General features: G+C 57.9%; 12 protein-coding genes. 7 read left to right on the top strand and 5 right to left on the bottom strand.

What is annotated here, in order from left to right:
- Window positions 1–634 precede the first annotated feature (634 nt).
- Window positions 635–1,831: an IS256 family transposase gene (locus AC6I6U_RS08875; RefSeq protein ID WP_497878096.1), complete on the bottom strand. Its 1,197-nt coding sequence runs from the start codon at window positions 1,829–1,831 to the stop codon at window positions 635–637.
- A gap of 56 nt (window positions 1,832–1,887) precedes the next feature.
- On the opposite strand from AC6I6U_RS08875, the gene AC6I6U_RS08880 reads away from it, so the two are divergent.
- The gene (locus tag AC6I6U_RS08880; protein ID WP_497881588.1) at window positions 1,888–2,043 is read left to right on the top strand and encodes a hypothetical protein; all 156 of its coding nucleotides are present in this window, start codon (window positions 1,888–1,890) and stop codon (window positions 2,041–2,043) included.
- A gap of 256 nt (window positions 2,044–2,299) precedes the next feature.
- Window positions 2,300–2,818 carry a hypothetical protein gene (locus tag AC6I6U_RS08885; protein WP_497881589.1) on the top strand — a complete coding sequence of 173 codons (519 nt, stop codon included), beginning with the start codon at window positions 2,300–2,302 and terminating at the stop codon, window positions 2,816–2,818.
- A 144-nt stretch (window positions 2,819–2,962) separates the two neighbouring features.
- Here AC6I6U_RS08885 and AC6I6U_RS08890 read toward each other — a convergent pair whose 3' ends face one another.
- Genes AC6I6U_RS08890 through AC6I6U_RS08900 form a run of 3 tightly spaced genes read right to left on the bottom strand, consistent with a single transcriptional unit; the run spans window position 2,963 to window position 5,616 of the window.
- The gene (locus AC6I6U_RS08890) at window positions 2,963–3,259 is read right to left on the bottom strand and encodes an STM2766 family helicase-associated protein (protein WP_497881590.1); all 297 of its coding nucleotides are present in this window, start codon (window positions 3,257–3,259) and stop codon (window positions 2,963–2,965) included.
- On the bottom strand, window positions 3,256–3,603 hold the full coding sequence (locus tag AC6I6U_RS08895; RefSeq protein ID WP_497881591.1) for an STM2766 family helicase-associated protein: 348 nt from the start codon (window positions 3,601–3,603) through the stop codon (window positions 3,256–3,258). Before AC6I6U_RS08895 ends, AC6I6U_RS08890 begins: the two co-directional genes overlap by 4 nt.
- Window positions 3,604–3,609: 6 nt before the next feature.
- Complete coding sequence (locus tag AC6I6U_RS08900; RefSeq protein ID WP_497881592.1) at window positions 3,610–5,616, bottom strand: STM2767 family DEAD/DEAH box helicase; 2,007 nt, start codon at window positions 5,614–5,616, stop codon at window positions 3,610–3,612.
- A 478-nt stretch (window positions 5,617–6,094) separates the two neighbouring features.
- On the opposite strand from AC6I6U_RS08900, the gene AC6I6U_RS08905 reads away from it, so the two are divergent.
- Together AC6I6U_RS08905 and AC6I6U_RS08910 are read left to right on the top strand one after the other, a co-directional pair.
- Entirely contained in the window at window positions 6,095–7,591 is a 1,497-nt protein-coding gene (locus tag AC6I6U_RS08905; protein ID WP_497881593.1) for an AlkA N-terminal domain-containing protein, read from the top strand.
- Window positions 7,588–8,079, top strand: a complete 492-nt coding sequence (locus AC6I6U_RS08910) for a methylated-DNA--[protein]-cysteine S-methyltransferase (protein WP_497881594.1) — start codon at window positions 7,588–7,590, stop codon at window positions 8,077–8,079. The genes AC6I6U_RS08905 and AC6I6U_RS08910 overlap by 4 nt, the downstream gene beginning before the upstream one ends.
- A gap of 177 nt (window positions 8,080–8,256) precedes the next feature.
- Here the strand turns inward: AC6I6U_RS08910 and nadC are convergent, their stop codons facing one another.
- Window positions 8,257–9,105, bottom strand: coding sequence for a carboxylating nicotinate-nucleotide diphosphorylase (gene nadC / locus AC6I6U_RS08915; RefSeq protein WP_497881595.1), 849 nt, complete (start codon window positions 9,103–9,105; stop codon window positions 8,257–8,259).
- Between the two features lie 370 nt (window positions 9,106–9,475).
- Here nadC and AC6I6U_RS08920 point away from each other — a divergent pair, with 370 nt between their 5' ends.
- The 3 genes from AC6I6U_RS08920 (at window position 9,476) to ampE (ending at window position 13,183) form a co-directional block, all read left to right on the top strand.
- Entirely contained in the window at window positions 9,476–11,698 is a 2,223-nt protein-coding gene (locus tag AC6I6U_RS08920) for a DUF1631 domain-containing protein (protein ID WP_497881596.1), read from the top strand.
- Between the two features lie 82 nt (window positions 11,699–11,780).
- Window positions 11,781–12,344 carry a 1,6-anhydro-N-acetylmuramyl-L-alanine amidase AmpD gene (gene ampD, locus AC6I6U_RS08925; RefSeq protein ID WP_497881597.1) on the top strand — a complete coding sequence of 188 codons (564 nt, stop codon included), beginning with the start codon at window positions 11,781–11,783 and terminating at the stop codon, window positions 12,342–12,344.
- Window positions 12,341–13,183, top strand: coding sequence for a regulatory signaling modulator protein AmpE (gene ampE / locus AC6I6U_RS08930; RefSeq protein WP_497881598.1), 843 nt, complete (start codon window positions 12,341–12,343; stop codon window positions 13,181–13,183). Before ampD ends, ampE begins: the two co-directional genes overlap by 4 nt.
- The last annotated feature ends 375 nt before the right edge of the window (window positions 13,184–13,558 follow it).

Below are 13,558 nucleotides of genomic sequence, written 5' to 3' on the forward strand. Positions count from 1 at the left end.
GCGCACTATACCTCACGCATGGCATTTCGCCTTCAACCGCTCGGAGATTTTTTGCCGTTTGCTTGTTCTTCGAACTGGGAGACAGCCTTGGATCCTGCGGCATCTACATCGGAAGGCATCCACCTACCAAAAACCTTCGCAATCATAGCCCAATCGCTATGCGCCATCTGCTTGGTCACCCACATAGTCAGATGCTCTCGCCTGGATCACAAGCTCAACCTCCCAGCATTTGCATTGAAATCCAGCATCCATGCACGCCCATCAACGTGAGTTGGCCCGCCGACAATGCTCCTGCTCGTACCAGCATTTTCTGGGAGCTGATACGTTGGTCCGCATCGACACCATTTGGCTGCGACCGAGTCCGCGGATATGCGTGCCGGCACCGGCAGGCCCGCTGCGTCGGCACATTCTTGAGATCGGCATCCGGGTCATCTCCGCAAGACGGGGTGCCCGGACGCTGGCAGTGAGCGCTTGATCCAATGCACGGCTTTGAGGTTTCGATGATCTGCTTTCCATGCGGGTCCATCCAAACAGGGCTGCACAGCCGCCCTGTTTGGATGGACCTCACCTAAAAAATGATCGTGTCCCAGGAAGTGGTGTAACTCATCGTGGCCTTGGCCACTGAGTTTGCCGTTTAGTTGATCACGGCCGACAGCTTGGCCTGCGGATTATCGCTGACCGCTTCGAAAGCCTCCAACTGCATGTAGCGCCGTTGCAGGCACCATTCGTCGTTCTGTTCCAGCAGCATCGCGCCAACCAGTCGGGTAATGGCCGGATCGTTGGGGAAAATGCCAACGACTTCAGTGCGGCGCTTGATCTCTGCATTCAACCGTTCCAGCGGGTTGGTACTGTGCAATTGCTGCCGGTGCGCTTTGGGAAACGCCATGTGCGCCAGCACTTCGTCCTCGCAGCCATCCATCAGCGCCGCGATCTTTGGGTATTTCTCACGTAACTGGTCAGCCACCAGGCGCCATTGCTGGTGGCATTCCTGGCGGCTGTCCTGAGCGAAGACCGTGCGCAGCAGCGCCGCCACCATGGTGCGCTGCCCCTTGCCGACATGGGCCATGGCGTTGCGCATGAAGTGCACGCGGCAGCGCTGCCAGGTGGCATGGAAAACCTTGGAAACGGCGGCCTTGAGGCCTTCGTGAGCGTCGGAAATCACCAGCTTTACGCCGCGTAGCCCACGCCGCATCAGGCTGCGCAGGAAGTCCGTCCAGAACGGCTCGGCCTCTGATGGGCCAACCCGCATGCCCAGGATTTCACGGCCACCATTGGTGTTCACGGCCACGGCGATTATGACGGCGACCGAGACGATACGCCCGGCCTCCCGCACTTTGACGTAGGTCGCGTCGATCCAGAGATAGGGCCAATCGCCTTCCAGCGGACGATCGAGGAAGGCATGAACGCGCTCGTCGATCTCGCCAGCCAGTCGTGATACCTGGCTTTTCGATATACCGGTCATGCCCATGGCCTTGACCAGTTCATCAACCGAGCGCGTCGATACGCCCTGGATGTAGGCCTCCTGGATGACGGCTGCCATGGCTTTCTCGGCGGTGCGTCTCGGCTCCAGGAAGCCCGGAAAATAGCTACCTTGTCGCAGTTTTGGGATCTTCAGATCAACGTCGCCAGCGCGGGTTTGCCAGAGGCGATCACGGTAGCCATTGCGACTGTTTACCCGGTCGGGGCTTTTGACGTCGAAGCCAGCGTTGCACAGGCCTTCGACATCCAACTCCATCATGCGCTGGGCAACGTACTGGATCATTTGCTTGAGCAGATCGGCGTCTGCCCCTTTCTCAACCAGCTCGGTCAATGCGATAGTGGGCTTGGTCATCGTGGTTTCTCTGGTGAAGGTTAAGTCCGCAAACTCAACGTTAGCCAAGAACCACGATGACCATCCTCTTTCGCCCGCAGGGCGCCTTCGGTTGGTTCAGTTACACCACTTCTCGGGACACGATCATCGGATTGGCAATTTTGGGCGTGGGGTTATGGGCCATTGCCGAGTGGATTGAGCTCCGGGAAGGGAGTGACGAGGGCAAACCATGATGTATGCCGATATGAAGGATCTTGCCGTTCTATCTGCAATGTTTCCTTCCTGGAGTTGGAAACTGGCGGTGAGACGACGGGTATTGGTGGCATCGGAAGGGCCAGTCATCCGACTCTACTGGATGCCAGCCCTGTTGAGCCTTGACGAGTTTCGTGCCCAACTTTTTGTGAAGGAGCTCAACGCCTTAGGCGCGTCTGGTGGCTCAAGACAGGGGGAGAGGTGATAATGGCAAATTGTTATCATGGAGTGTGCTGTGTGAAAAAATGGAAACTGGTGATGCTGGCTGTGGCATCCGCCTCCCTTGCTGGGTGCTGGCAGAGCGATTACGCCTTTGAGGGGAAGTACTTCGTTGCGGAGGGAGAGGAGTGCGCGACCCCTACTAGCGCCTCGGATCGCGAGCAATATCTTCTGGATATCACCAAACAGGTCCACGACGGTAAAGCTTTGTACTCGGCCAGATTCCCAATCGCTGCGAAGCTGGGAGCTCCTCTCACCAGCGAACAGAGCGTGGCTGCAACAGACGATAATGAGCTGACTTTCCGGTTCAATAAACCTGAAGTTTCCGGAGTGTTTTCAGGAAGCCCGGCAGTGGAAATCATGCTCACCGTCGAGCCTAATAAAAGCAGAAAAGATCATCTCTGGATGAAAAAAGCGACGTTCACTAGCGTTCGAGACGGGAAGGTCATCGAACGAGATTTTTTAGCCAGTCTGAGAGCTGCAAGCAAGGTCGGGGAGTCGGGTGCTTGTTTGAGAAAAGATAGCGTCGCCCTATGATTGGCTAAACATCGGGCTGCCAGAGATAAGGGGGAGCGCCTTGGCGCTCCCTCCGGGTAACAAACCAATCGTGTTGCAGTTCGCTTGAGAGCGGGCAGAAGCCGCTAGCAATTTGGGATTTTTCGAGTGATGCGCTAAAGTCCGCTATTTTCGCTCTGTCACTCGGCCAAGATAGTGGCAGTCTGTTTCCCGGTTGAGTATGTCTATAATTTCATCAAGTGCAATTTTTTTATGCAGTCCAATTTTGAAGCTGGCTCCATTAGTATAAAAAAGGTCGGCATGGTCTAAGGGGTGTTTGTGCCCATCACGTCTGTCGGGGTCATGGTCGAAGCGCAGATATCCGTCTTCTGCATCAAGTAGCTCGGCCAGAACAGGCCAAAAGTCATTTGAAGCCCCACCCTGGCTTTCGAAATGTTCCGCCAGAGTCCACTCATTGATCAAGCCATTATTTTCAGAAGTGATGCTATCAGTAGTATTTCTGAGGATAGCCTACTATCAATATCAATGCCGGAGATGGTTTTTACGGTAAATGAGCCTGCATCTGCTTCAACCCTAAATGGAAAGGCTACGGAAAAAGTTTTAGGGCCGCTGGAGTAGAATAGTCTGCTCATTCTGGAGTTGTGGATGTGGATTTCTGCGGCAGTAATAGCTTCATGCGGTGGAAAGTAGTTGATGATTACTTTTATTGAGTCCATCCATAGTCTCAAAATATCAAACCTGCTGCGTATGGCCTTAGTGAAAGCTTCAGTCTGATATTGGTCCACTTTGAAAATATTTACCGTCATACCGAGCTATTCCGACGTAAGCTTACGTGCAAGCTTGTGGATCTCGACTTTAGATGCATCAGGATCGAGGAGAGACTTCATTGCATTGAGATAACGAGCGACTTGAGATTCAGGTGTGCCCAGTTCTGTGAGAATGTCTAACGCGAGATCATCGAAAGATTTAAGTCTGCCATGCCATTTGACGGAGGCTCTAATTCGATCTTGTTCTTCAGCTGGTGGCGGCATGACTCTCAATACACCGCTTTCGGAGATCTTTTCTAGACCTTCCTGAATCCTGTCGAGCGTTTGATTCATAGCCCCATTCGGGACTAAAAAATACGTCTTAAGGAAGGACCTCGTAATTGCCATGTAGAGGGCATTTCGATGATTGAATGACTCCGAGAGGTGGGAGGTTACGCAGATAACAAATGGGAACTCTAAGCCCTTCACATGGTTAGTGTTGCTGAGGAAAAGCTCTCCATCTTTGCTTGGGTTACCAGATTCATAGGCTTTGTTAACAGGCCAGCCGACTTCTCTAGGTATGATCTGAGCAAGCATGTCAGACATTTCGTAAATTGCTTTTCCTTTGTCGATCATGATAATACCGACATCATTTGCAGTTACGTTGGGGTACTGTCTTTTTATATCTCTTATACATTCTATGATTTGCAGGCAGCTTTGCTGGCGATACTCTCCATTCAAGCGAATTAAGTCTACACTTCTGCTTTCTTGAGATATGTCTTCAAATCTGCTGATAGGCTCGCGCTTGAGAATTAGCTCTCCCGTGTGTGGATCGGTATAGTTTTGGTAGCCGCAAGCATCTAAATCGTCGTTGTCTAGCCAGTTAAGTTTCCGGTCTTCGAAGTATCCCATAGCTAGCGCCTGTGCGAACATAAGCGTAGTGGGTGCCGTGCGGTAGCACTTGCTAAGTGTAAATTCCGCCTTAGCTCCGGCGTTTTTTCTTTCGTCGAAAATGCTTTGGAATATGTCGCCGGCTATGAATAGAGAGTTTTTTGTTGCCAGTTCGCATAGCACAAAGAAACTCTCGGGGAAATCTTGACTTTCATCGATCAGCATGTAATCGAACGCATATACTCCGTCCGTTCCACCTTTCGCTTTCAGTGCTTCTAAAGACAGTGAGCAAGCTCGGTCAAAATCCATGGAGCGTGACCAGGGGTGGCAGGGAATATCGTACGCGCTGCAAATAGCTGCGTATGCGCCGGAATATGGCTGGCCAGATGAACCCCATGCATGAACACAAAGAAGCCTTTGGTTCCATTCAATCTGCTGCTCAACCTTCATGAAGTTAAAGAACTTGGGGATTCTTGCTCGAAGGTTAGCGGCAAGAATTTTGTTGTGGCACGTGACAGCAATTTTGGAACTGTCATCGGCAACGTAGAGCTCTTTAAGCTTGTGAAGCAATAACTCAGTTTTGCCGGTCCCTGAGAGACCTTGTATGCGGACTTCTTTTTGTTTCAAGTCTTGATATACGAAGCGAGTCTGATCTCCATCGAAAAGCAAAATATTACGCTTAATTCGATCTAGGTCATTTTCAGGTACTTCTACACCGACACGTTCGATATCGTTAATGCTGCCGGTGGCTAATGAAACAAGCAATTCTGAAAGGCGTTGTTCTTCTGGGTTGTCTAGTTCCGATGCTTCAAGGTATTCTGCTATTGATAGATTTTCGGCGTTTGGCTTCTGAGAGGTTAAAACATTTTGCCAGCGCTTCGGTCGACCGATTTTTTCTTTGTAGTTGAATTTTGTTGAGATGTAGCCAATATCCTCAACGAAATCATCGGCATATTCTGATAGGGTGTTTTCGTCTGTGCTGCAACTTGCGAATACGATCTTTCGTTTTGGGATTAATATGGCGAAACATTTGTCTGATTCGTAGTTGCCTTTGACTTCAATCAGTGGCTTGTCGATTATGTAGCACTGTACGAATTTTTGTGCGCACCAATCGGCCAGCTCATGCAGAAAACCTTCAATTTCCGCGCTTGCCTCAATGCTACTGAAGATATAGCTGCTCATATTTTTCTCTGTTCTGGATGGCGCTTGAGCGAGGGGTGGTGCTTTTCACTGAGTACTCAAGCTAGGTCGTGAACGGATGATGGCCCAACCTTGGGCCACCGGCAAGGAAAGCAGCTGTTACCGGCGGTGTCTCAGCTCTACCTACAGGCTCACCAGCTCGGATATCACCGTGAGGATGCTTTGTCCTTTGTCCTACCGCTGAGAGCGCCGAAGGTAGCCCTCAATCGCATTCCCTTGTGAAGACGAGCCCGAGCCCGAGCTGAGTACCTAAATGAGTGCCTTTTTGCATATTCAAACTGAATTGAACGCCTGATTATCTAGCATTGAGGTAGCTGATTCGATTCCTGTCTCCGGCACCACTCCTGCAAACCGGCCCCTCAAGCCGGTTTTTTATTGCCTGGAATATTCTGCGACGCCTTTGATCATTGCTGTCCGAAAATGGCGAGTTCAATCCCCCGCCCGGTGCTAACCTGCGCCCATGAACAGCACAACCGCCACGCCATTTCCCCCTGCCGATATCTGCGAAAAGGCTCGCCTGAGCCGCGATGCGCGGTTCGACGGGGTGTTCTTCACCGCCGTGCTCAGTACCCGGATCTATTGCCGGCCGGTCTGTCCCGCACGGCCGCCGAAGGTCGAGAACGTGCAGTATTACCCCAGTGCAGCGGCTGCCGAGGCATTGGGTTTCCGGCCCTGCCTGCGGTGTCGCCCGGAGCTGGCGCCGGGCAACAGCGTCTGGCTGCACGGCGAGCACCGGGTCGCGCGGGCGTTGAAGCTGATCAATGAAGGTTTTCTCACCGAGCATTCTCTCGACGAACTGGCTGCGCGCCTGGACGTCGGCGGGCGACAGTTGCGTCGGCTGTTCGTCCAGCACCTCGGCGCTTCACCGATTGCGGTGCATGCGACCCAGCGCCTGTTGTTCGCCAAGCAGTTGTTGACCGAAACCGCCATGCCGATCACCGAGGTGGCGCTGGCTTCGGGGTTCCAGAGTTTGCGGCGGTTCAACTCGGCGTTCGCCGAGGCCAACCATGTGGCGCCCCGGGAATTGCGGCGCACGCCTCGAACCACCGCCGACAACTCGCTGGTCCTGCGTCTCGGCTATCGGCCACCCTACGACTTCACGGCGCTGCTGGCCTTTCTTGCCGGTCGGGCCTTGCCAGGTATCGAGGTGGTCGAGGCGGACCGTTATCGCCGGGTGTTCGGCAGCGTCGAGTCGCCCAGTTGGCTGCAGGTCAGCGCCTGGCCCGGCGAGGCGCATGCCCTGAAGCTGGAGTTGTTCAACGTGCCGCCGGCGCAGATGCTGCCGGTGGTGACGCGGATTCGGCGGATGTTCGACCTGGATGCCGACCCGCAGGCAATCGTCGCCACCCTCGGTGCAAGCCCGGTGCTGGCGCCGTTGGTCGAGCGTTATCCTGGGCAGCGTCTGCCCGGTGGCTGGGACGGTTTCGAGGTTGCGGTACGGGCGGTGCTGGGGCAGCAGGTCAGCGTTGCGGCGGCGCGTACCTTGGCCGCGCGCCTGCTGACCCGTTTCGGCAGCGTAATCGAGGTGCCACCGGCGCCTGGTCTGGACCGGCTGTTTCCGACGCCGGAACAACTGCTCGACGCCGACCTGGGCGCCATCGGTGTCATTCGCGCCCGCACCGCGACGATCCAGGGGATTGCCAGGGCGTTGCTCGACGGTCGGGTGAATTTTCGTACCGAGCAGCGCCTGGAGGATTTCGTCCGGAGCTGGGTGGCCTTGCCCGGTATTGGCGAATGGACAGCCCATTACATTGCCATGCGGGTGCTCAATCACCCGGATGCGTTTCCCGCCGCGGACCTGATCCTGCGTCGGGAAGTGGTGACGGACGGCCCGCCACTGAGTACCCGGGCCCTACAGGCCCTGGCCGAAGACTGGCGCCCATGGCGCGCCTATTCGGTCATGTACCTGTGGCGCCAGGCCGTGGCGTCGGAATTGATACGCAGGAGCCGAAAATGACAACGATCTATTACGACGTGATTCCTTCGCCCATCGGACCGATGATGCTGGTGGCCGATGACGACGGGCTGCGCGAGTTGCGCTTCGAACTGGACTATCGGCCCCAGACGCCCCTGGACGGTTGGCTGCACGCGCCGGAAAAGCTCGCGTCGGTGCGACAACAGTTGGAGGAATACTTCGCGGGTGAGCGTCTGGAGTTCGATCTCAAGCTCAACATGCGCGGGACACAATTTCAGCGCGAGGTGTGGGATGCGCTGGTGACGATTCCCTATGGCGGCATCACCAGCTACGGGCAGATCTGCCAGCAGATCAATCGGCCGAAGGCGTCACGGGCGGTGGGGGCGGCGAATGGGCGCAACCCGGTGCCGGTGATCGTGCCCTGTCATCGGGTGATCGGCAGCAACGGTACGCTCACTGGTTTCGGTGGCGGGCTGGCAGCCAAGCAGTGGCTGCTGGAGCATGAGGCGCGGCACTTTCAGTTGCAGTGAGTGCCGCCCCGCAGCTAATACCGAACCTGCGGCAAACACAAAGGTCTGTGGGAGCCGGCTTGCTGGCGATAGCGACCTGTCAGGCGCCATGATTCTCTTTGAATGGCCACCTTCGGTGGATTGCCAGCAAGCGGAGCGCCGCCCGGCCAGCTCCTACAAGAGCAGGCTCAGCGCCGGTCAGAGGCTCAAGCGCATCGACAGGTCCACCGCCTTCACGTCCTTGGTCATCGCGCCGATCGAGATGTAGTCGACACCCGTCTCGGCGATCGGCCGCAGGGTGCTCTCGTTGATGCCGCCGCTGGCCTCCAGCTTGGCCTTGCCGGCATTGAGTCGCACCGCTTCGCGCATGTCATCCAGGCTCAATTCGTCGAGCATGATGATATCGGCACCGGCCGCCAGGGCTTCCTTCAGTTCGTCCAGGCTTTCGACCTCGATCTCCACCGGCTTGCCCGGAGCGATCTTGTGCGCCGCGCTGACCGCCTGGGCGATCCCGCCGCAGGCGGCGATATGGTTTTCCTTGATCAGGAACGCGTCGTACAGGCCGATGCGGTGGTTGTGGCAGCCACCGCAGGTCACCGCGTACTTCTGCGCCAGGCGCAGGCCGGGCAGGGTCTTGCGGGTGTCGAGCAGCTTCACCGAGGTGTCGGCTACCAGGTCGGCGTAATAGCGCGCATGGGTGGCCACGCCCGACAGCATCTGCAGGAAGTTCAGTGCACTGCGTTCACCGCTGAGCAGCGAACGCGCCGGCCCTTCGAGGTGGAACAGCGCCTGATTCGGCTGGACCCGCTCGCCGTCACGCACCTGCCAATGCACCGCGACCCGTGGGTCGAGCTGGCGGAACACGGCATCGACCCAGGCGGTACCGGCGATGATCGCCTCGTCACGGCTGATGATGGTGGCCTTGGCCAGCCGTTCGGCGGGGATCAATTGCGCGGTGATGTCGCCGCTGCCGATGTCTTCGAGCAACGCACGGCGCACGTTGGCTTCGATTTCGGCGGTCAGGTCGGCGAGACGTAGATTCGGCATAACGGGCTCCACAAACAAAGTCCTTCGATTATAGGGCCCAGGCGCCGGCTAACCCAAGGCGCGCCCATCAGCTCCCGATAGGCAGAGTGACATTTTGTCGTTTCGCGTGAGCTTTTTACGTCTCCGGCGGTCTACCCAACGACGGGATGAAAAACGAGTTGCAGAGTTCGCTAGCAAAAGTGACATCTTTTGCAAGATAATATGACTTGTAATTGACGTCATAGCTTTGACGTGCCTGTGATTCCTCCGATTATCGATAGCCGACGGTTGCCTTGGGCAACGGTTGGGAGCGGGTCGAGAGCGCGCGCGCCGCGACCGCCTACACACCGATTGCTCACGCTGGATCAAAGAACCGCAGAGGGAGGCTTGGATGCACAACGACGGGAAGGTAGTGCCTTTGCACAAGGCCACCGATGAACGAGCGACGCCGTCGCCGCTCGCCCGTTTGCCCGTGGTTCTGATTCAGGTGCGCGACAAGGCGGCCCAGCAATTGCGCCAAGGCCTGCAAGCGCTGTTCGACAATGCCGACGACACGCTCTTCGAAATGGCCGACAGGGCCCTGAACAACGTCGACCAGAACACTTTCTTCGAAGCCATGCGCGACCTGCGTCTCAAGCGCAAGCATATCGAGCGTGGTTTTCATGAGCGTTTCGATGACGCCTTCGCCACCCTGGGCCAGTACGACGTCCACGAAGTGACCCTGGCCGCGCCGATGTCCTACGACAAGCTGGCGCTGGTGCCGAACGACGAACTGGAAAAAACCGTCGCCCTAGATGCGATGGTTGCCAAGGTACTCAGCCGTGACGGCCTGGCCCTCAGCCAATTGACCGCGCGGCTGAACGCCTTGATCACCCGGCGCCTCAACGACCAGAGCAACCCCATGGGTCCGGCGATGCTCTGCGAGTATTTCCTTGAGGCCGGGCGCGATCTGGGCGTGGAGATCAAGGTCAAGCTGATCATCCTCAAGTTGTTCGAAAAGTACGTCCTCAGCGACGCCGACCATTTGTACGCCGACGCCAACCAATTGCTGATCGCCACCGGGGTGTTGCCGGAGCTCAAGGCTGTGCCGGCCCGCCGCTCTACCGATCGCCCGGCGCCGAATGCGCGGGCCCGCGAGAATGAGGCCGAGACGGCTCGGCCGGGCGCAGCCAGTCTCGATGCCAGCGTCCAGGAAGTGTTCTCGGCGCTGCAGGAACTCTTGCAGCATGTGCGCGGCAGCGTGGCGCCCAAGCTGGACGCCGCCTCGGAGATCCAGCCGATTTCCACCCGCGACCTGCTGCGGCTGCTGTCACACTTGCAGCAATACGTGCCGGCCCAGGCCGCGACAGATGACTTTGACCTGCGCAACCAGTTGGAACAGTTGCTCACGCGGGTCAGCGTCAAGAGTGGCAAGTCACGAGTCGTCGGTGGGATGGACGAGGACGTGATCAACCTGATCGCGATGCTCTTCGAATTCATTCTCGACGACCGCACCTTGCCGGATTGCCTCAAGGCGCTGATCGGCCGCCTGCAGATCCCGATGCTGAAAGTCGCGGTGCTGGACAAGAGCTTTTTCAGCCGTGGCAGCCATCCGGCGCGTCGGCTGCTCAACGAAATTGCTTCGGCGTCCCTCGGTTGGGGCGCCCGCGACGACTATCAGCGCGACGTCCTGTATCTGCGTATCGAACAGATCGTCCAGCGCCTGCTGAACGACTTTGTCGATGACCCGGCGATCTTTTCCGAACTGCTGACGGATTTCCTCGCTTTCACCAGCGACGAGCGCCGCCGCAGCGAATTGCTCGAGCAACGCACCCGCGATGCCGAGGAGGGCCGGGCCAAGGCCGAACTGGCGCGCCAGCGGGTGCAGGAAGTGTTGAACGAGCGGCTGCTGGGCAAGACCCTGCCCGAAGTCGTCGTGCGCCTGCTGGAGGAAGCCTGGAGCAAGGTGTTGCTGCTGGTCTGGCTCAAGCACGGCGAACAGTCCGGCGAATGGCAGGCCGGCCTGCAGACCATGGACGACCTGATCTGGAGCGCCGACCCCCACGGCCCGGCCGACGCCCGCCCGCGCCTGCTGGAGCTGGTGCCCGGTTTGCTCAAGGCACTGCGTGATGGCCTGGCCAGCGCCGCGTTCGACCCATTCGCCACCAGCGAATTTTTCAGTCAGCTGGAAAACCTACACGTCCAGGTGTTCCAGCGCCTGGCCAAGCAGAGTGTCGAGCCGGCCAGGGGCGAGGCGGAGCAGCCGGCGATGGTCGAGGTACTGGAAGAAATCGTCCTCAGTGCCGCCGATGACAGTCACCGCGAAGACCGTACGGTGGCGTTGCCGGAAAACGATGCCGGCCTGCTCTGGGTTCGGCAACTGCATATCGGTAACTGGGTAGAGTTCCGCGAGGACGAGGAGAGCGGCCTGCGGTGCAAGCTGGCGGCTATCGTCGAACCCACCGGAAAATACATCTTTGTCAACCGCACCGGCATGAAGGTGTTGGAGCGTACTGCCCAAGGCCTGGCCGTCGAGTTCCGGCGCGGTGCGGTTCGGCTGCTCGATGACACGTTGCTGTTCGACCGGGCGCTGGCCTCGGTCATCGGCAACCTGCGGCGCCTGAAGAAACGCTGAGGTTTTTCTGCGCGGTCGCTGCCCATAGTGGCTGCTCTCACGGCATACTGGGGCCGTCGCTTTCATCCTCGAAGGAATCTGTATGCAGCTGGATCCCGCCACGGGTTGGTGCCAGGGGGCTGTTCACTGCCCGTCGCCCAACTTCAACGAGCGCCCCGAAGGGGAAGTTTCCCTGTTGGTGATCCACAACATCAGCCTGCCGCCGGGACAGTTCGGTAGCGGAAAAGTACAGGAGTTCTTCCAGAATCGTCTGGATTTTACGGAACATCCCTACTTCGATGGCATCGCTCACCTGCGCGTGTCTGCGCATTTTCTGATTGAGCGTGACGGCAAGGTCACTCAGTTTGTCTCCTGTCTGGAGCGCGCCTGGCATGCCGGTGTGTCGAGCTTCGAGGGGCGCGAGACCTGTAATGATTTTTCCCTGGGTATCGAGCTGGAAGGCACCGACGAGTTGCCGTTCACCGAGGCACAGTATGCCTCGCTGGTTGCCCTGACCCGACAGATGATGGCGACGTACCCGGGCATTACCCCGCAACGGATCTGCGGCCATAGCGACATCGCCCCGGGGCGCAAGACCGATCCGGGCGAGGGCTTTGACTGGGGGCGTTTTCGCGCCGCCCTGCTGGAAAAAGGAGAGTCACAATGAGTTTTCTGGTGCTGCTGCTGGCGGTGTGGATCGAGAAATTCTCGGCCTTGCGCCAGCGTGTCCAGCGTGATGGCGCCTGGCTGGGCGAACTGGCCCGGCTTGAGTCCAGCCCACGCTGGGGGCAACGGCCTTGGTTGATCCTGGGCCTGTTGGTGCTGTTGCCGGTGGTCCTGCTTGGCCTGTTGCTGATGGTGCTGCAACCGCTGGCCTATGGGTTGCTGGCGCTGCCGGTGCATCTGCTGGTGGTGGTCTACAGCCTGGGCCGGGGTGACCTGTTGGCGGCGCTGGGACCGTTCCGTGATGCCTGGCGGCGCGGTGATCTGCAAGCGGGTGTGCACGTGGCCCGGCGCGACATGAACCTCACCTGCGCCGACAACGGCGAAGAACTGCTGGAGAAGGTCCAGGGCTACCTGCTGTGGCAGGCCTACCAGAGCTTCTTCGCGGTCATCTTCTGGTATTTCCTGCTCGGGCCGGTGGCGGCCCTGAGCTATCGCCTCCTGGCCCTGGCGGCAGAGCACAGCCAGAACCCGGCACTGGCCGAGCGCGCCACCTTGTTGCGCCATGCCTTCGATTGGTTGCCGGTACGCCTGCTCGCTGCAAGCCTGGCGCTGGTCGGCAACTTCGTCGCGGTCAGCCGGATCATGCTGCACGAACTGCTCAACTGGGACATTACTGCCCGGCAACTGATCGAAAAAGTTGGCCGCGTGGGGGGCGAAGCACCCGGTTCGCTGGCCGGCCCCGAAGGTGTCACCAGCCTGGACAGCCTCTGGGAACTGCTGCTGCGGGCGGCGGTGCTCTGGTATGCCGGCTTTGCGCTGTGGACGGTATTGATTCGATAACCGGCCACCGCGAGGCCGGTTAACCTTAAGTTACAAAACTCCCTTTCAAATTAAGTTATACAAGCAGTCGCTGCGGATACTGGCTTTATGCCCCCGCCGCGGCTGCCACTATAAAAATAATTAGGAAAGGGAGCGTTCTAGTGAAAAGTCTGCTGTTTCCCGCCGTCGCCCTGATGAACCGCCTGAGCTTCGGGAGCAAGTTCAGCCTGATCAGCGTGCTGTTCTTCGTCCCGATGCTGGTGACCAACTTCTACCTGGTGCGCGATTCCTACCGCGAGTTCTCCGCCACCCAGGTCGAGCTGCAAAGCCTCGACCTGCTCGGCAGCAGCCTGATTCTGCGTCGCGACCTGGAGACCTTGAACAACCAGGTACAGA

This window comes from Pseudomonas sp. UTLPPB19802 (genome assembly GCF_059730225.1).

Coding starts and splice junctions, on each gene's coding strand:
- AC6I6U_RS08900 (WP_497881592.1), bottom strand. CDS start 5,616: ATGAGCAGCTATATCTTCAGTAGCATTGAGGCAAGCGCGGAAATTGAA.
- AC6I6U_RS08895 (WP_497881591.1), bottom strand. CDS start 3,603: ATGACGGTAAATATTTTCAAAGTGGACCAATATCAGACTGAAGCTTTC.
- AC6I6U_RS08875 (WP_497878096.1), bottom strand. CDS start 1,831: ATGACCAAGCCCACTATCGCATTGACCGAGCTGGTTGAGAAAGGGGCA.
- ampD (WP_497881597.1), top strand. CDS start 11,781: ATGCAGCTGGATCCCGCCACGGGTTGGTGCCAGGGGGCTGTTCACTGC.
- AC6I6U_RS08880 (WP_497881588.1), top strand. CDS start 1,888: ATGACCATCCTCTTTCGCCCGCAGGGCGCCTTCGGTTGGTTCAGTTAC.
- nadC (WP_497881595.1), bottom strand. CDS start 9,105: ATGCCGAATCTACGTCTCGCCGACCTGACCGCCGAAATCGAAGCCAAC.
- AC6I6U_RS08905 (WP_497881593.1), top strand. CDS start 6,095: ATGAACAGCACAACCGCCACGCCATTTCCCCCTGCCGATATCTGCGAA.
- ampE (WP_497881598.1), top strand. CDS start 12,341: ATGAGTTTTCTGGTGCTGCTGCTGGCGGTGTGGATCGAGAAATTCTCG.
- AC6I6U_RS08920 (WP_497881596.1), top strand. CDS start 9,476: ATGCACAACGACGGGAAGGTAGTGCCTTTGCACAAGGCCACCGATGAA.
- AC6I6U_RS08910 (WP_497881594.1), top strand. CDS start 7,588: ATGACAACGATCTATTACGACGTGATTCCTTCGCCCATCGGACCGATG.